The organism is Streptococcus sp. HMSC063B03 (assembly GCF_001836965.1).
Classification (GTDB): domain Bacteria; phylum Bacillota; class Bacilli; order Lactobacillales; family Streptococcaceae; genus Streptococcus; species Streptococcus pneumoniae_F.
Window position 1 is genome coordinate 57,956 of record NZ_KV831045.1, and the last position, 17,537, is coordinate 75,492.

Annotated in this window: 12 protein-coding genes and 1 pseudogene; 12 read left to right on the top strand and 1 reads right to left on the bottom strand. The window is 40.8% G+C overall.

The genetic code is table 11. The features are described from left to right. Positions 1 to 2 precede the first annotated feature (2 nt). The 7 genes and pseudogenes from HMPREF2628_RS05065 (at position 3) to HMPREF2628_RS05100 (ending at position 12,532) form a co-directional block, all read left to right on the top strand. Positions 3 to 5,900: a ZmpA/ZmpB/ZmpC family metallo-endopeptidase gene (locus HMPREF2628_RS05065; RefSeq protein ID WP_070842516.1), complete on the top strand. Its 5,898-nt coding sequence runs from the start codon at positions 3 to 5 to the stop codon at positions 5,898 to 5,900. Between the two features lie 72 nt (positions 5,901 to 5,972). Continuing rightward, positions 5,973 to 7,694 (top strand): aminodeoxychorismate synthase component I, encoded by a 1,722-nt coding sequence (pabB, locus tag HMPREF2628_RS05070; protein ID WP_070842517.1) that lies wholly within the window; start codon positions 5,973 to 5,975, stop codon positions 7,692 to 7,694. Beyond that, positions 7,695 to 8,312 (top strand): alpha/beta fold hydrolase, encoded by a 618-nt coding sequence (locus HMPREF2628_RS05075; RefSeq protein ID WP_070842518.1) that lies wholly within the window; start codon positions 7,695 to 7,697, stop codon positions 8,310 to 8,312. It abuts the gene before it with no gap. Between the two features lie 49 nt (positions 8,313 to 8,361). Further along, positions 8,362 to 9,171, top strand: a pseudogene (locus tag HMPREF2628_RS10915) (excalibur calcium-binding domain-containing protein). A 160-nt stretch (positions 9,172 to 9,331) separates the two neighbouring features. After that, positions 9,332 to 10,531, top strand: a complete 1,200-nt coding sequence (locus HMPREF2628_RS05090) for an Ltp family lipoprotein (protein ID WP_070842521.1) — start codon at positions 9,332 to 9,334, stop codon at positions 10,529 to 10,531. A 103-nt stretch (positions 10,532 to 10,634) separates the two neighbouring features. Then, positions 10,635 to 11,594, top strand: a complete 960-nt coding sequence (locus HMPREF2628_RS05095; RefSeq protein ID WP_049493290.1) for an ROK family glucokinase — start codon at positions 10,635 to 10,637, stop codon at positions 11,592 to 11,594. A gap of 98 nt (positions 11,595 to 11,692) precedes the next feature. Next, positions 11,693 to 12,532: a thymidylate synthase gene (locus HMPREF2628_RS05100; protein ID WP_070842522.1), complete on the top strand. Its 840-nt coding sequence runs from the start codon at positions 11,693 to 11,695 to the stop codon at positions 12,530 to 12,532. Between the two features lie 49 nt (positions 12,533 to 12,581). On the opposite strand, the gene HMPREF2628_RS05105 is transcribed toward HMPREF2628_RS05100, so the two are convergent. Then, positions 12,582 to 12,752, bottom strand: coding sequence for a DUF3042 family protein (locus tag HMPREF2628_RS05105; RefSeq protein WP_001051780.1), 171 nt, complete (start codon positions 12,750 to 12,752; stop codon positions 12,582 to 12,584). A 120-nt stretch (positions 12,753 to 12,872) separates the two neighbouring features. On the opposite strand from HMPREF2628_RS05105, the gene miaA reads away from it, so the two are divergent. From miaA to HMPREF2628_RS05130, 5 genes are read left to right on the top strand one after another with little or no spacing between them, the layout of a single operon-like run. Then, on the top strand, positions 12,873 to 13,757 hold the full coding sequence (miaA, locus tag HMPREF2628_RS05110) for a tRNA (adenosine(37)-N6)-dimethylallyltransferase MiaA (protein WP_049493294.1): 885 nt from the start codon (positions 12,873 to 12,875) through the stop codon (positions 13,755 to 13,757). Then, positions 13,750 to 14,988, top strand: coding sequence for a GTPase HflX (gene hflX, locus HMPREF2628_RS05115; protein WP_070842523.1), 1,239 nt, complete (start codon positions 13,750 to 13,752; stop codon positions 14,986 to 14,988). Before miaA ends, hflX begins: the two co-directional genes overlap by 8 nt. Further along, positions 14,981 to 15,604, top strand: a complete 624-nt coding sequence (locus HMPREF2628_RS05120; RefSeq protein ID WP_070842524.1) for a cystathionine beta-lyase — start codon at positions 14,981 to 14,983, stop codon at positions 15,602 to 15,604. The genes hflX and HMPREF2628_RS05120 overlap by 8 nt, the downstream gene beginning before the upstream one ends. Before the next feature lie 14 nt (positions 15,605 to 15,618). After that, positions 15,619 to 16,548, top strand: a complete 930-nt coding sequence (rnz, locus tag HMPREF2628_RS05125) for a ribonuclease Z (protein ID WP_070842525.1) — start codon at positions 15,619 to 15,621, stop codon at positions 16,546 to 16,548. Between the two features lie 20 nt (positions 16,549 to 16,568). Beyond that, complete coding sequence (locus tag HMPREF2628_RS05130; RefSeq protein ID WP_070842526.1) at positions 16,569 to 17,324, top strand: SDR family NAD(P)-dependent oxidoreductase; 756 nt, start codon at positions 16,569 to 16,571, stop codon at positions 17,322 to 17,324. Positions 17,325 to 17,537 lie beyond the last annotated feature (213 nt).

Here is a 17,537-nt window from a genome sequence, read left to right on the forward strand (position 1 = left end):
GAATGAGAAAAACAAAACAACAACTTGAAAAAATTACTAAATATTCCATTCGCAAGTTAACTGTTGGGGTTGGTCCTGTAGCCATCGGGGCCTTCCTTTTTGGTGCAAGTGCCCTTTCAGTAGATAAGGTACAAGCCAATGAAGTTGGTGGAGCTCATAGCGTTCATTACCGTTATTTGGCGGAGCAGGAATTGACCGAGTCTGAAAAAGCCTTAATTCACCATGAAGTCCCTTCGGAGTTTCAAGAGGATGATATTATCTATGCAGTGTATCGAAAGAAAGCTAGTACCTACCAAGAACTTCCTTATACAGGGAGTAAAGAATTAGCCTTGGCTGGTATAGGGTTGGCTACGGCTTCTTTGGCTGTTTTATTAATCTCTAAAAAACATCGTGGTAAGGTGCTTGGTGTCTTATTAATTAGTTCGATTGGTGCAAGCAACTTTGTTCCTTTCACCACATTTGCGTTTGAAAATAAAGAATTGCTTTCTTATAACCAAACTATTTCGGCTTCTACACATGAAGGTTTGGCTGAAGGGATTATCCACATTGATGGCTATGAATACATTGGATACTTCAAGGAAGCAGAACTCCATCCATCAAGGCCAGCTTCAGCTGAGAAGCCTCAGTTGCCAGTAGAAAAGCAAAGTGCAAATGAAATTGATAAGACAGAAGTAGTTCAAGAAAAACCAGTTTCTGAGAAACCTCAGTCAAGACTGGAAGAGAGCTTGGTAGATATTCCTTTTGAAACAGTCACAAGCCCAGATACCAATCTAGCAGAAGGACAGACTCGTATCGTCACAGCTGGAGTAAATGGTCAGCGTCGCATTGTAACCAAAGTATCAATGGTTAATGGTCAAGAAGTTAGAGAAGTCATCGAAGACCAAGTGGTTCAAAATCCTGTTTCGCAAGTCATTGCAGTCGGAACTAAGAAAGAAGAGCAACCTGCCCCAACTCCAGTACCACAAGCTGAACCAACGCATCAGGTAGCTAAAGGAACGCAAGAGGCAGGCAAAGAAGGTCAAGCCTTAACGCAACCAACCTTACCAGAGGCTCCAGTTGAAGCAAAAGGAACCCAAGAGGCAGGCAAAGAAGGTCAAGCTCTAACACAACCAGAACTACCAGAGGCTCCAGTTGAAGCAAAAGGAACCCAAGAGGCAGGCAAAGAAGGACAATCTCTAACACAACCCGAATTGCCAGAGGCTCCAGTTGAAACGAAGGGCACTCAAGAAGAAGGTAAAGCAGGTCAAGCTCTGACACAGCCAAAATTACCAGAAGCCCAAGTAGAAGTAAAAGGTACACAAGAGGAAGGTAAAGCAGGTCAAGCCCTTATACAAGAACAGTTACCTGAGTACAAAGTAACTGAGGGAGCGGTTACGAAAGAAACTACTACTGAGATTGACTATAAGACAGAAATTATCGAGGATCCAACCAAATATACGGATGAAGAAACTGTAGTTCAAGATGGAGAAAAGGGCAGTAAAATTACCAAAACGACTTATAAGACTCTCGAAGGTGTTGAGACTGACCAAGTTTTAAATACAACAACTACTGTTGTCAAAGAACCAGTCACTAAAAAAATAAGCCGTGGGACAAAACCAATTGAAGGAACTCTGGTGGAAGAAAGTCTTGAAAAGATTCCATTTAAGGAAGTTCTTAAAGAAGATGACCAACTGAAAAAGGGTGAAAGAGTTACTGTCCAAGAAGGAAAAGATGGGCAGAAAAAAGTTACCAAGACTTACAAAACTCTCAAAGGTTTAAAAACTGAAGAAGCACCTAAAATTGTGGAACAGGTTCTGGAGTTAGACCAAGATCGTATCGTCAAATTAGGAACTAAAAACTTTGAAAAACCAATCTTAAGTTTGTCACTTGTTGATGTTAATGATTTGAAACGATCATCTCAAATTCGTTATAATTTGGAAAATCCAAGTAAGACAGCCATTAAATCTATTACCTTAACTCTGAAAAAGGGTGATGAAATTGTTAAAACTTTGAATGTTTCACCAGACGACTTGACAACGACCCTGACAGATTTGCAGTACTACAAGGATTATAAACTTGAAACGAAGATGGTTTATAATTTAGGTGAAGGTGATCAAGAAGAAGTTCTTAAAGAAGAACCTCTAAGAATTGACCTTAAAAAAGTTGAAATTAAAAACATCAAAGAAACAAGCTTGATGAGTGTGGATGCTGACGGTAATGAAACAGATACTAGTTTGCTGACAGAAAAACCAACTGATCTTGCTCCGCTTTATTTACGAGTGACCACTCATGACAATAAAATAACAAGACTGGCTGTTGACAAGATTGAAGAAGTAGAAAAAGACGGAAAAACTTTATACAAAGTCACTGCCAAAGCACCTGATTTGATTCAACGGAATGCTGACAACACACTTAGCGAAGAGTATGTCCATTACTTTGAAAAACAAAAAGCACACGATGGTGATGTATATTATAGCTTTAACGACCTAGTAACGGCTATGAAAGCTAATCCAAGTGGTACCTTTAAACTTGGTGCAGATTTGAATGCAGCAAATGTACCAACTCCGAATAAACAATATGTACCTGGTAAATTTAGCGGAACTTTAACAAGTGTTGACGGTAAACAATATACCATTCATAATATGGCTCGTCAGTTATTCGATAACGTTGAAGGCGGTACAGTTAAAAACATTAACTTAGGTAATGTTAATATTAATATGCCTTGGATTGAAAATATTTCCGCACTATCAAGAGTAATTAAAAATGCCACAGTTGAAAATGTTAAGGTAACTGGTAGTATCCTTGGTAAAGATGGTATTGCTGGTATCGTAAATAAAGGAGATACTGGTGGACTTCTTAAAAATGTTGCTTTCATCGGTAAACTAACAGGTGTCGGTAATAAAGGTTGGGATCTTGGTGGTATCGCCGGAGAACTTTGGCGTGGTAATATTAAACATGCATACGTAGATGCTGATATTGTTGCAGATAGAGCACGTGTTGGTGGTCTTGTTGCTAGAACAGATAATGGTTCTGATCCTAATGGTATTGATAAATACGCTTCTGTTCGTAACGCTGTTACTAAAGGAACTATTGATGTGAAGAACCCTGTTGAGGTAGGTGGTTTCATTAGTAAAAACTGGACATGGGGGCGTGTTGCTGACACAGTTTCAATGATGAAAGTCAAAAACGGTGAAGAATTCTACGGTTCTAGAGATTTAGAAGCAGAAGGTGGATATTACACAAAAAACTGGATTGAAAGAAACTACGTTGTTAAAGATGTGAGTGAAGGTTCTCACTCATTTAACGGTTCTCGTAGTAATCGAATCCAAGAAATCAGCCTAGAAGATGCAAATAAAAAAATAGAATCATTCGGAATTACAGCTGATAAGTTTGAAATTAAACCTCTTGTTGAAGATGCACTTAATAACGTAAAACCAAAAACAGATACTTATAAAGATACTCAAGATTATGACGTATCTCGCGAACTTGCTTATCGTAACATCGAAAAACTTCAACCATTCTACAATAAAGAATGGATTGTCAACCAAGGGAACAAGATTCCTGCAGATTCTAAATTACTAACTACTGAAGTTTTATCTGTTACAGGTATGAAAGATGGACAATTTGTGACCGACTTATCAGATGCTGACCATATTATGATTCATTACGCTGATAAGACGAAAGAAATTAAAGCTATTACACAAAAAGAATCTAAGGTTCAACAAGTTCGTGAATATAGTATTGAAGGATTAGGTGATATTGTCTATACACCAAATATGGTTGTTAAAGATAGGACACAATTGATCAGCGATATCAAAGCTAAATTAGCTTCTGTTGAACTTGATTCAGATGAAGTTCGTAAGATTAATAACAATCCTAAGATGTTATACATGGAAGAAAGCTTCAAAGAAGTAAAAGATAATCTTGATGCTTTAGTTAAAGCTTTAGTTGAAAATGAAGACCATCAATTAAATACGGACGAAGCAGCTAAACGTGCATTGATTAAAAAAGTTGAAGATAACAAAGCTAAAATCATGTTAGCTCTGGCTTATTTAAACCAATACTATGGAATTAAATTTGACGGATTAAATATCAAAAATATGATGACCTTCAAACCGGATTTCTACGGTAAGAACGTTAACGTACTTGATAGATTAATCAGCTTCGCTTCAAATGGTAACAACCTAAAAGGTGATCAATCACATGATGCATTTAACAGAGCTCTTGCAAGTGCTACTGGTAAAGCTAACTTACACGAATTCCTGAAGTACAACATGGAATTATTCACTAGTGAAACAGATATGAATACTTGGTTCAAGAATAACATTGCAGATAACGCTTATGTTGTTGAGAAACAATCATCAAATCCAGATTTCGCTAATAAGAAACATAAATTATATGAAGTAATTAATAATGGGCATCACGGACGTTATATTTTACCACTTCTGAATTTGAAGAAAGCGCATATGATCTTAATTACGACCTATAATACCATTGCCTTTAGTTCATTTGAGAAATATGGTAAGAACACAGCAGAAGAACGTGAAGCGTTCAAGAAGCAGGTTGATTTACGTGCGCAAGAACAAATCAATTATTTAGACTTCTGGTCAAGACTTGCTGCTGATAATGTACGAAATAATCTTCTTAAGAGTGAAAATATGGTACCATCTGCAATTTGGGATAACCATGATGTACCAGGTTTGGGATGGGTTGACCGTATGGGACATACGAAGAAAGGCGATTTTGCTCCAATTCGTGAATTCTATGGTCCGACTGATAAGTGGCACGGATACAATGGAATGGGTGCATACGCTTATATCTTCCAAAATCCACAACCACAAGAGGCCGTATATTACATCATCTCTAGCATGATTAGTGATTTTGGTACATCTGCATTCACTCACGAAACAACTCACATCAATGACCGTATGGCCTACTTAGGAACATGGCGTCACCGTGAAGGAACAGACGTTGAAGCCTTTGCTCAAGGTATGTTGCAATCACCATCAGTTTCAAATCCAAATGGTGAATATGGTGCCTTAGGATTAAACATGGCTTACGAACGTCAAAATGATGGAAATCAAATTTACAACTATAATCCAAATGTGTTAAATAGTCGTGAGAAAATCGATCACTACATGAAGAATTACAATGAATCCATGATGATGCTTGATTACTTAGAAGCTGAGTCTGTCATCAAGAAAAATACTGGAACAAATGATAAGTGGTTCAAGAAGATCGATAAGAAATATCGTGAAAAAGCGGATCGCAATGGCTTAGTTGGTGAACCACACCAATGGGATTTAGTTCGTGATTTGAATGATGGCGAAAAGAATACGAAGCTGACAAGTATTGATCAACTGGTTGATGGAAACTTTGCAACGAAACATGGATTACCAGGAAATGGTCATTACCGTACTGAAGGATTTGATTCTGCTTATACTGTAGTAAATATGATGACAGGTATTTATGGTGGTAATACAAGTAAGAGTGCGGTTGGTTCAATCTCATTCAAACATAATACCTTCCGTATGTGGGGTTACTTCGGTTACCTAGACGGGTTCTTAGGTTATGCATCAAACAAATACAAGCAAGAATCTAAAGCTGCTGGTAATGTAGGTCTTGGTGATGACTTTATTATTAATAAAGTTTCTAACGGCAAATTCCAAAGCTTAGAAGCATGGAAGAAAGCATGGTATCATGAAGTACACGAAAAAGCCCAAAGAGGTTTTGTTGAAATTGAAATCGATGGTCAAAAGATTTCAACTTACGCACAACTTCAGACCTTATTTGATGCAGCGGTCGAAAAAGACCTTCAAGGTAATGATTTCAAGAATACTGTAGATCTTAAATGGAAGGTTTACAAACAACTCTTGCAAAAATCAGATGGATTTGCTGGTGATTTATTCACTAAAGCATAATCAATAGTAAGAAAATAATAAAAAGGTAGATCAGCTTTGTCTGAATCTGCCTTTTTATGCTATACTTGAAATATGCATAGAAAAACAGTGATTGATTTTAGGGCTTTGGGGGAGAGATACACCTTTACCCAGCCTATTAAAGAGTTAAAAACGAGAGATTTAGCAGAAGTGGCAGATTTGCTGGCACAAGTGGAAAGCTACCAAGAGCAAGGTTATTATGTGGTGGGCTATGTCAGCTACGAGGCTGCACCTGCTTTTGAGGAGAAATTAGCAGTTCATAAAGCTCCTTTACTGGGAGAGTACCTGCTATATTTTACAGTTCATGACAGCGTAGAAACATCCCCTATTCCTCTGACTTATGATGAGGTTGATTTGCCTTCAAATTGGCAGGAAGTAACGTCTGCAGCAGACTATGAAAAGGCGATTGCTCAGATTCACCATCATTTGCGGCAGGGAGACACCTACCAGGTCAACTACACCGTCCAACTCAAGCAAGACTTAAGTGCCAATCCTTTTGCCATCTATAATCGTATGGTGGTAGAGCAGGAGGCGGGTTACAATGCTTATGTTGAACATGACGAGATGGCAGTGATTTCCATGAGCCCAGAGCTCTTTTTTGAGCAAAATGACCGTGAGTTGACAACGCGACCAATGAAGGGAACGACTCAGCGTGGAGTGACTGACCAAGAAGACTTGGAGCAGGCCAGTTGGTTGGAACAGGATCCCAAAAATCGCTCTGAAAATATGATGATTGTGGACCTCTTGCGCAACGATATGAACCGTATTTCTGAAGTGGGAAGTGAACATGTGGAGCGTTTGTGTCAAGTGGAGCAGTATTCGACTGTTTGGCAGATGACTTCGACTATCAAGAGTCGGTTGAGAGCAGATGTTGACCTTGTTGAAACCTTTCGCTCTCTCTTTCCTTGCGGTTCCATAACGGGAGCACCGAAAATTGCGACTATGGAGATTATCAAGGACTTGGAGCCACAACCGCGCGGAGTCTATTGTGGAACCATTGGTCTCTTGCTTCCAAATGGGCGACGAATTTTCAATGTAGCCATTCGGACCATTCAACTGCATCAAGGGAATGCCATCTATGGAGTAGGCGGAGGCATTACATGGGATAGCACATGGGAATCTGAATACCGTGAAGTTCATCAAAAGGCAGCAGTTCTCTATCGTAAACAAGCTCGCTTCCAATTAATTACAACTGGAAAAATCAGCCAGAAGAACTTGTTGTTTGAAGATCAGCATTTGGAAAGATTGAGAACAGCTAGTCGGTATTTTGCTTTTCCTTTTGACCCAGAAATTTTGAGACAAAAGATTGAAGCAGAGTGTCAGGCTTGTGATGCTAATCAAGATTACCGCTTGCGAATTTCTCTCAGCAAGTCTGGAGAGATAGAAGTCGATCGCCAAGTATTAACACCCCTTAGTACAAGCTTTTGTCAGGCCCAACTCTGCCTTCAGGAAGCCAATTTGCAACAAGCTTTTACCTACTTCAAAACGACTCACCGACCGCATTTGAACCTAGGGGAGCAAGAGATCATTTACCACAATAAGTCTGGAGAACTTCTTGAAACCTCTATCGGAAATTTGGTTCTGAAAATCGATGGGAAACTCTATACACCGCCAGTCCGACTTGGAATCTTACCAGGCATTTACCGTCAGCATTTGCTGGAAACAGGACAGATAGAAGAGAAAGTCTTGACCTTGGCAGATTTTGCCCAAGCAGAAGCTATCTATGGCTGTAATGCAGTCAGGGGCTTGTATGAGCTGTCAGTAAGGGAGAACTAAATGAAACTAATATTTTTACATGGATTAGGCCAGTCAGCGGAGAGTTGGAAGGAAGTGCAAGAGTTGCTTGTAGATTATCCTTCTGAAGCCCTAGAGTTATTTCCTTCCGGAGTTGCTACCTATCAAGAAGCTAAGGAGCGCATTTATCAGCACTTGTCAGAGGAGACAGAACCTTTTGTCCTAATCGGTTTGTCCTTAGGAGCTGCACTTGCATTAGAGCTGTCAAGTTACGATTTGCCAAATCTTCAGGCCTTGGTTTTGTCAGGCTGTCCATTGAAACTAGCTGGCAATATCCCTTTTTACATTCAGTTGCTGATATTTAAACTACTCCCCAAAAGGACATTTGAGAAACAGGGAGCAGATAAATCGCTTTTGGTTGGAGTTTCTGAGGAATTAAAAACACTTGATTTAAGAGAGATTGCAAAGAATTGTCCCTATCCAACTTTGTTAATTTGTGGTAGTCAAGATAAGCCTAATCTCAGTTCAATGAAAGCTATTCAAGAACTGATGCCAAATTCCCAGTTCCAGATTATCCCTGACGGTCCTCATGTCTTGAATAGAGCCAAACCAAAAGAGTTTGCAGCAATAACTAGAAGTTTTCTTGAATTGCTGAAATAAGTTTGATAAAACAACATTAAAAACGATATTATAATTATGGGAGAAAGAAATGAACAAACGTCTATTTTTTAAAATGAGTCTGGCTACCTTGCCAGTTTTAGCCTTGTTTTCACAGCCTGTGTTAGCGGAAGAAAACATTCATTTTTCTAGCTGTAAGGAAGCTTGGGCGAATGGATATGCGGATATTCATGAGGGAGAACCTGGTTATTCTGCCAAGTTAGACCGTGATCATGATGGTGTGGCGTGTGAATTGAAAAATGCCCCAAAAGGTGCTTTCAAAGCAAATCAATCAACTTCGGCTCAAAACAATACAAGTTCAGCAACAACAAGTGGCTGGGTTAAGCAGGATGGTGCATGGTATTACTTTGATGGAAATGGAAATCCAGTGAAAAATGCTTGGCAGGGAAGCTATTATCTGAAAGCGGATGGTAAAATGGCATAGAGCGAATGGATTTATGACTCTTCTTATCAAGCTTGGTATTATTTGAAATCAGATGGTTCTTATGCAAAAAATGCATGGCAAGGAGCTTACTACCTTAAATCAAATGGTAAGATGGCTAAAGGTGAGTGGGTCTACGATAGTAGCTACAAATCATACTACTACTTGACATCAGAAGGCAGTTACGCTCGTAACACTTGGTCAGGTAATTATTATCTCAAATCAGATGGTAAGATGGCTAAAGGTGAGTGGATATATGATAGTAACTATAAATCATATTACTACTTGACATCAGAAGGAAGTTATGCTCGTAACACCTGGGTAGGAAATTACTATCTTAAATCAAACGGTAAAATGGCTGTTAATGAACGTACACCAGATGGTTATCGTGTAGATGGTTCAGGTAAATGGGTTAAATAAGAAATTAAAAAATAGGATAATAGGTAATATCAGATGAACATGTCTTTTGTGTTGCACTTCATTTTAAAATAGGGCTTTCATAAATAGTTGTTATTTTAATATAAAAAAGATTAAGGATATGGTATACTATAAGTGTAAATCATAAGAAAAGGAGATTTTTATGAGAAGATCAAAAAAAATTTTGGTTACAAGTTTAGCAGCAACTACTTTTGTACTTGTTTCTCTTTCAGATACAATGGGGGTGTTGCCTTTCTCGCCTCAGAAAGTATCTGCTCAAGAAAAGGATTCGTCTAAAAATGGTAAGATTGTAAAAGAGAATAAAAAACCCGCGCCGAAGCCGGCACCAAAACCCGCGCCGAAGCCGGCACCAAAACCTGCGCCGAAGCCAGCACCAAAACCTGCGCCTAAGCCGGCACCAAAACCCGCTCCGAAGCCAGCACCAAAACCCGCGCCTAAGCCGGCACCAAAACCCGCGCCTAAGCCCGCACCAAAACCTGCGCCGAAGCCGGTACCAAAACCCACGCCTAAGCCAGCACCGAAACCCGCGCCGAAGCCAGTACCAAAACCCACGCCGAAGCCAGCACCGAAACCCGCGCCGAAGCCAGCACCAAAACCCTCGCCGAAGCCGGCACCAAAACCTGCGCCGAAGCCGGCACCGAAACCTAAAGAAACAACTCCTAAACAGGATAAATCAAAATCTAAAGTTCAGACTGGCTGGGTAGGAAATTACTACCTCAAATCAGATGGGAAGAGAGCTAAAAATCAATGGGTAGATGGTGGTCGTTATTATGTTGATTCTGATGGAAAAAAGGTTAAAAGTGACTGGATTTATGATAAAAAGCATGGTTCCTATTATTATCTAACAGCAGAAGGAAGCTCTGCTCGCAATAAATGGGTAGGAAATTATTACCTCAAATCAGATGGAAAGATGGCCAAGAATGAATGGGTAGATAGCGGTCGTTACTATGTTGATTCTAAAGGCAAAATGGTAAGGGGCAAATGGGTAGATGGTGGCCGTCACTATGTAGACTACGATGGTGTGCGGCAACCAAAACTAGATGGGAAGCAGTACAATGCTGCTTTAAATAAAGCGAAAAGCTATAATTCGGTTTTACATAAGTCAAAAAAAGCTCTCTATGACTCATTAACGTGGTATGGTTTTTCAAGTTCAGCAGCGCAGTATGCCATCGATCACTTGAATGCAGATTACAAAGCAAATGCCTTAATTACAGCAAGAGAATACCGAAAGAATAACCATTTATCAAAGACAGAGATTTATGAGTGGCTAACTTCTTCTTGGATTGGAAAATTTACAAAAGAAGAAGCAAACTATGCCATTCAAAAACTAGGGGATAAATAGTTATTAATTATTAGATGTAACTTTTTCATGCAAAGCTTTGCACAAATCTAACGATTTTGTTATACTATATCTGTAAGCATTTTCAATTAAAAAGGAGAAGACGATGAGTCAAAAGATTATTGGGATTGACCTTGGTGGTACATCTATCAAGTTTGCAATTTTAACTCAAGAGGGAGAAATCCAAGAAAAATGGTCTATCAAGACTAATATTTTGGATGAGGGGAGTCATATCGTTGATGATATGATTGAGTCTATTCAACATCGTTTAGACCTGCTTGGATTGGCAGCAGCGGACTTCCAAGGTATTGGAATGGGATCACCAGGTGTGGTTGACCGTGAAAAAGGGACTGTTATCGGTGCCTACAACCTCAACTGGAAAACCCTTCAACCAATCAAAGAGAAGATTGAAAAAGCCTTGGGTATTCCATTCTTCATCGATAATGATGCCAACGTAGCTGCTCTTGGTGAACGTTGGATGGGGGCTGGTGATAACCAACCAGATGTTGTCTTTATGACACTTGGTACAGGTGTTGGTGGCGGTATCGTCGCTGAAGGCAAATTGCTTCACGGCGTTGCTGGTGCAGCAGGGGAGCTTGGTCACATCACTGTTGACTTTGACCAGCCAATTGCATGTACTTGCGGTAAGAAAGGTTGCCTTGAGACAGTTGCTTCAGCAACAGGGATTGTCAACTTGACTCGTCGTTATGCCGATGAATACGAAGGCGATGCAGCTTTGAAACGCTTGATTGATAATGGAGAAGAAGTAACCGCTAAGACTGTCTTTGACCTTGCAAAAGAAGGAGACGACCTTGCTTTGATCGTTTACCGTAACTTCTCACGTTACTTGGGAATCGCTTGTGCTAACATTGGTTCAATCCTAAACCCATCAACAATTGTTATCGGTGGTGGTGTGTCAGCTGCAGGAGAATTCCTTCTACAAGGTGTTCAAAAAGTCTACGATGAAAATACTTTCCCACAAGTACGCACATCAACAAAATTAGCTCTTGCAACTCTAGGAAATGACGCTGGAGTCATTGGAGCAGCATCACTTGTATTGCAATAAGATAGAAAAAGGAGAAAATTGCTTTCCAGAAGCGAGTGATTTTCCTCCTTTCTTTTTTTATGCTATACTAGTTAGGACAATAAATGAGGTGAGAGTAAATGACAAAAGCAGATACGATTTTTAAAGAAAATATTGAACGAATCCTCAAAGACGGTGTCTTTTCTGAGCAGGCCCGTCCTAAGTACAAGGATGGGACAGTTGCCAATTCCAAGTATGTAACGGGTGCATTTGCCGAGTATGACTTGGCAAAGGGGGAATTCCCCATCACAACCTTGCGTCCTATTGCCATCAAATCCGCCATCAAGGAAGTGCTCTGGATCTACCAAGACCAGTCTAATAGCTTAGAAGTGCTAAATAGCAAGTACAATGTTCACTACTGGAATGACTGGGAAGTGGGAGATACAGGAACTATTGGTGAGCGCTATGGTGCTGTTGTTAAGAAACACGACATCATCAATAAGCTTCTCAAACAGTTGGAAGCCAATCCTTGGAACCGTCGCAATATCATTTCGCTCTGGGATTACCAAGCTTTCGAAGAAACAGATGGGCTGCTCCCATGCGCCTTTCAGACTATGTTTGATGTCCGCCGTGTAGATGGAGAAATCTATCTGGATGCGACCTTGACCCAGCGTTCGAATGACATGCTAGTGGCCCACCACATCAACGCTATGCAGTATGTGGCTCTTCAAATGATGATTGCCAAACATTTTGGCTGGAAGGTTGGTAAGTTCTTCTACTTTATCAACAACCTCCATATCTATGACAATCAATTTGAACAAGCTCAGGAATTGCTCCGTCGGGAGCCATCAAACTGCCAACCACGTTTGGTCTTGAATGTACCAGATAAGACCAATTTCTTTGATATCAAAGCAGAAGATTTTGAGTTGGTGGATTATGACCCTGTTAAGCCGCAGTTGAAGTTTGACCTAGCTATTTAAAAGAATAGAAAAAGAAGTTGAGAAAATAAATCCCAACTTCTTTTATTTCTTAACGTGATACGCGGCGACGAGCTGCTTTTTTACGGTTTTCTTCGATGAAAGCTGCTTTTTGCTCCTCTGGTTCGATCACTTTCTTTTTAAATGCGTATACTGCACCTGCGACTGCAGCGACAGTTCCTGCGACACCTGTTACAAGACCTTTAGCGAATCCTTTAGCCATGAGTCTTCCTCCTTTATATTCTCAATCAGCCAGCCTCCTTAAGAGGTCACATTTTTCTGACTGACCTTTTTGTGTTATAATAATAGTAACGAAAAAATGGGAATTTTTCAAGGAAAAAAGATGAAAACAAAAATAATTGTGATTGTTGGACCGACTGCAGTTGGAAAGACAGCTCTAGCCATTGAAGTTGCAAAGCGTTTTAATGGCGAAGTTGTTAGTGGCGATAGTCAGCAGGTTTACCGAGGTCTAGATATTGGGACGGCTAAGGCTAGTCCAGAAGAGCAGGCAGCTGTTCCCCATCATTTAATCGATGTTAGAGAGGTAACCGAGTCTTACTCGGCTTTTGATTTTGTTTCAGAAGCTAAGATGGCTATTGAAGATATTCACAGTCGTAGCAAGCTAGCCATTATCGCTGGTGGGACTGGACTGTATATCCAGAGCTTGTTAGAAGGCTACCATTTAGGTGGGGAGACTCCCCATGAGGAAATTTTGGCCTATCGGGCTAGTTTAGAGCCCTATACAGATGAGGAACTAGCCTATCTTGTGGAGCAAGCTGGCCTTGAGATTCCCCAGTTTAATCGTCGTCGTGCTATGCGTGCCTTGGAAATTGCCCATTTTGGTCAGGATTTGGAAAATCAAGAGACCTTGTATGAACCATTGATTATCTGCTTAGATGATGAACGCAGTCAATTATATGAACGAATCAATCATCGAGTGGATTTGATGTTTGAGGCTGGGCTTTTGGATGAGGCCAAGCGGTTGTTTGACCACTATCCAGATGTGCAGGCTGCTAAAGGAATTGGCTATAAGGAACTCTTTCCGTATTTCCGTGGAGAGCAGACCTTGGAGGAAGTTAGTGAGAGTCTCAAACAGGCGACCCGTCGTTTTGCCAAGCGTCAGCTGACCTGGTTCCGTAATCGCATGCAGGTCACTTTTTATCAGATAGGAGAGCCTGGCGTGGAGGACCGCATTTTAAGCCAGATAGAGGAGTTTTTAGATGATTGAAACGGAGAAAAAAGAGGAACGAGTCCTGCTGATTGGAGTTGAACTCCAGGGCATGGATAATTTTGACCTCTCCATGGAAGAATTGGCCAGTCTAGCTAAGACTGCTGGAGCTGTCGTAGTTGATACTTACAGACAAAAACGTGAAAAGTATGATTCTAAGACCTTTGTTGGCTCTGGTAAGTTAGAAGAGATTGCGCTCATGGTAGATGCAGAAGAAATCACCACTGTCATTGTCAATAACCGTTTAACTCCACGGCAAAATGTCAATTTAGAAGAGGTTCTGGGTGTCAAGGTCATTGACCGTATGCAGTTGATTTTGGATATCTTTGCCATGCGGGCTCGAAGTCATGAAGGGAAACTTCAAGTTCATCTTGCCCAGCTCAAGTACCTCTTGCCCCGCTTGGTTGGTCAGGGGATTATGCTCAGTCGTCAGGCAGGGGGAATTGGTTCCCGTGGACCTGGTGAAAGCCAGCTGGAGCTGAACCGTCGTAGCGTTCGCAACCAAATCACGGATATCGAGCGCCAGCTCAAGGTGGTTGAGAAAAATCGGGCGACTGTCAGAGAAAAACGTTTGGAGTCAAGCACCTTCAAGATTGGTTTGATTGGTTACACCAATGCTGGGAAGTCAACCATCATGAACACCTTGACCAGTAAGACCCAGTATGAAGCAGACGAGCTCTTTGCGACTCTGGATGCGACGACCAAGAGTATCCATCTGGGAGGCAATCTTCAAGTAACTTTGACAGATACCGTGGGTTTTATCCAAGATTTGCCGACAGAGTTGGTGTCCAGTTTCAAGTCGACCTTGGAAGAAAGCAAGCATGTGGACCTTCTGGTTCATGTTATCGATGCCAGCAATCCTTACCACGAGGAGCATGAAAAAACAGTTCTATCCATCATGAAAGATCTGGACATGGAAGATATTCCTCGTCTGACCCTTTATAATAAAGCGGATTTGGTGGAGGATTTTACGCCGACCCAAACTCCATATGCCCTCATTTCTGCCAAGTCTGAGGATAGTCGTGAGAATTTGCAGGTACTATTTTTAGAGAAAATCAAGGATATTTTTGAATCTTTTACCCTGCGCGTGCCTTTTTCTAAGTCCTATAAGATTCATGATTTAGAAAGTGTTGCGATTCTGGAAGAACGTGACTATCAAGATGACGGAGAAATCATTACAGGCTACATTTCCGAGAAAAACAAATGGAGGTTAGAAGAATTTTATGACTGATATCAAAACCTTAGCTCTAAAATATGGGGGCTATACAAGTCTGGATAAGGTCTATCTGGACCAACTTCTAGCTGGTAGAACAGAGCAGGAGCAGTTGGCACTGATTACTCCTCCTCCCAGCGTGGTCAATGCTTACTTTGCAGAACTCTACCAGAAAAAGAGTCCTGAAGCAGCGACGGATTATTTTGCGGAACTCAGTCAGGAACTGAATCTTTACAATACTGAGCCGAGTTTCAACCTAGAAAATAAGCCTTTTATTCGGCTTAATCTGTCTGGTAAATCCTTTGGTTTTTGTTATGAGAGTGAGGGTCTGGGTCGAATTTTCTCTGAAAATAAAGAGGTTATTTCAGAAGACTTGCTCTTTGAAATTGCGCAAATTTTCCCTCATCAGCTAGTCTTTGAGGAGTCTGGCAAGATTTACATGAAGGCTGTCGAGGACGAGGAAGTTGTTAGCGTGGAAAAACTTACAGCTTTGACAGATTTGGAAAGCTTGGCTGACGGTCGTAAGCGTCTCAAAGGCTACAGCCAAGAGGAGTTATTACAAGAAGCCACAGCTTTTTCTGGCAAGCGCTATTTCCGATCGGAAAACCGCACAGCCATGTTATATATTGATTAATTAGAAAGTATCGAATGGATATTCAATTTTTAGGAACGGGGGCAGGTCAGCCCTCTAAAGCCCGCAATGTTTCAAGTCTCGCTCTGAAACTCTTGGACGAGATTAACGAAGTCTGGCTCTTTGACTGTGGAGAAGGTACGCAAAATCGCATTCTTGAAACGACAATTCGACCACGTAAGGTCAGCAAAATCTTTATTACCCACCTACATGGAGACCACATCTTTGGCTTGCCAGGTTTCCTTTCTAGCCGTGCCTTTCAGGCCAATGAAGAGCAGACAGATTTGGAAATCTATGGACCGCAAGGAATCAAGTCCTTTGTCTTAACCAGTCTTCGTGTGTCAGGTTCGCGCCTGCCTTACCGTATTCATTTTCATGAGTTTGACCAAGATTCTTTAGGGAAAATCCTTGAAACCGATAAATTTACGGTGTATGCAGAGGAGCTGGACCACACTATTTTCTGTGTTGGCTATCGTGTCATGCAAAAGGACCTAGAAGGTACCTTAGATGCTGAAAAGCTCAAGGCTGCTGGTGTCCCATTTGGCCCACTTTTTGGGAAAATCAAAAACGGTCAGGACGTAGTTCTCGAAGATGGGACTGAAATCAAGGCAGCAGACTATATCTCAGCTCCCCGTCCAGGTAAAATTATCACTATTTTAGGAGACACTCGAAAAACGGATGCCAGTGTGCGGCTGGCTGTCAATGCCGATGTCCTAGTTCATGAGTCCACTTATGGCAAGGGTGATGAAAAAATTGCTCGTAACCATGGCCACTCTACTAACATGCAAGCTGCACAAGTAGCGGTAGAAGCAGGTGCTAAACGACTATTGCTCAACCATATCAGTGCCCGTTTCCTCTCAAAAGATATCAGCAAGCTCAAAAAAGACGCTACTAGTGTCTTTGAAAATGTTCATGTGGTCAAAGACTTAGAAGAAGTGGAAATCTAAAAGATTGAGAAAGGATAAGTATGCGTACTATTCTCATTACCGGAGCAAGCGGTGGTCTAGCACAAGAGATGGTCAAACTCCTGCCAAATGACCAACTCATCTTGCTTGGTCGAAATAAGGAAAAATTAGCCCAACTCTACGGAAACCATCCCCATGCAGAATTGATTGAAATCGATATTACCGATGATTCAGCCTTAGAAACTATGGTAGCAGACCTCTATCTCCGTTATGGCAAGATTGATGTTTTGATAAACAACGCTGGTTACGGGATCTTTGAGGAATTTGACCAGATTTCCGACCAAGATATTCACCAGATGTTTGAGGTCAATACCTTTGCCCTGATGAATCTATCTCGTCGCCTTGCGGCCCGTATGAAGGAAAGTCGAAAAGGCCATATCATCAATATTGTTAGCATGGCAGGTTTGATCGCTACTAGCAAGTCTAGTCTCTACTCTGCTACCAAGTTTGCGGCCATTGGTTTTTCAAATGCCTTACGCCTCGAACTGATGCCTTATGGTATTTACGTAACGACTGTCAATCCAGGACCAATCCGCACAGGATTTTTCGACCAAGCCGACCCAGATGGAAGCTATCTCAAGTCGGTTGAACGCTTCCTGTTGAAACCAGATGCAGTGGCTAAAAAGATTGTCAAGATTATAGGAAAAAACAAACGAGAACTCAATCTCCCGATGTTGTTGAACCTAGCCCATAAGTTTTATACTCTTTTTCCAAAGCTAGCTGATAAGCTGGCAGGGGAAACTTTTAATTATAAATAGTAGAAGTTCCTTTTAAAGGGACTTTTTTACTTCTTTTAATTTAAAGGTTAATAAGTATTTTTTCTTTTAAAACTACATTCAGTTTTTTTAAAATTCTTCTACAAATTTTAGAAAAAACAATCAAAAATATTATTTTATATGCTAGAGTATTGAAAATTCCTATATTATTTAATAAAATAAGGGTAAAAGACTATTAAAAGTATGCGCTTACAT

Coding starts and splice junctions, on each gene's coding strand:
- HMPREF2628_RS05065 (WP_070842516.1), top strand. CDS start 3: ATGAGAAAAACAAAACAACAACTTGAAAAAATTACTAAATATTCCATT.
- pabB (WP_070842517.1), top strand. CDS start 5,973: ATGCATAGAAAAACAGTGATTGATTTTAGGGCTTTGGGGGAGAGATAC.
- HMPREF2628_RS05075 (WP_070842518.1), top strand. CDS start 7,695: ATGAAACTAATATTTTTACATGGATTAGGCCAGTCAGCGGAGAGTTGG.
- HMPREF2628_RS05090 (WP_070842521.1), top strand. CDS start 9,332: ATGAGAAGATCAAAAAAAATTTTGGTTACAAGTTTAGCAGCAACTACT.
- HMPREF2628_RS05095 (WP_049493290.1), top strand. CDS start 10,635: ATGAGTCAAAAGATTATTGGGATTGACCTTGGTGGTACATCTATCAAG.
- HMPREF2628_RS05100 (WP_070842522.1), top strand. CDS start 11,693: ATGACAAAAGCAGATACGATTTTTAAAGAAAATATTGAACGAATCCTC.
- HMPREF2628_RS05105 (WP_001051780.1), bottom strand. CDS start 12,752: ATGGCTAAAGGATTCGCTAAAGGTCTTGTAACAGGTGTCGCAGGAACT.
- miaA (WP_049493294.1), top strand. CDS start 12,873: ATGAAAACAAAAATAATTGTGATTGTTGGACCGACTGCAGTTGGAAAG.
- hflX (WP_070842523.1), top strand. CDS start 13,750: ATGATTGAAACGGAGAAAAAAGAGGAACGAGTCCTGCTGATTGGAGTT.
- HMPREF2628_RS05120 (WP_070842524.1), top strand. CDS start 14,981: ATGACTGATATCAAAACCTTAGCTCTAAAATATGGGGGCTATACAAGT.
- rnz (WP_070842525.1), top strand. CDS start 15,619: ATGGATATTCAATTTTTAGGAACGGGGGCAGGTCAGCCCTCTAAAGCC.
- HMPREF2628_RS05130 (WP_070842526.1), top strand. CDS start 16,569: ATGCGTACTATTCTCATTACCGGAGCAAGCGGTGGTCTAGCACAAGAG.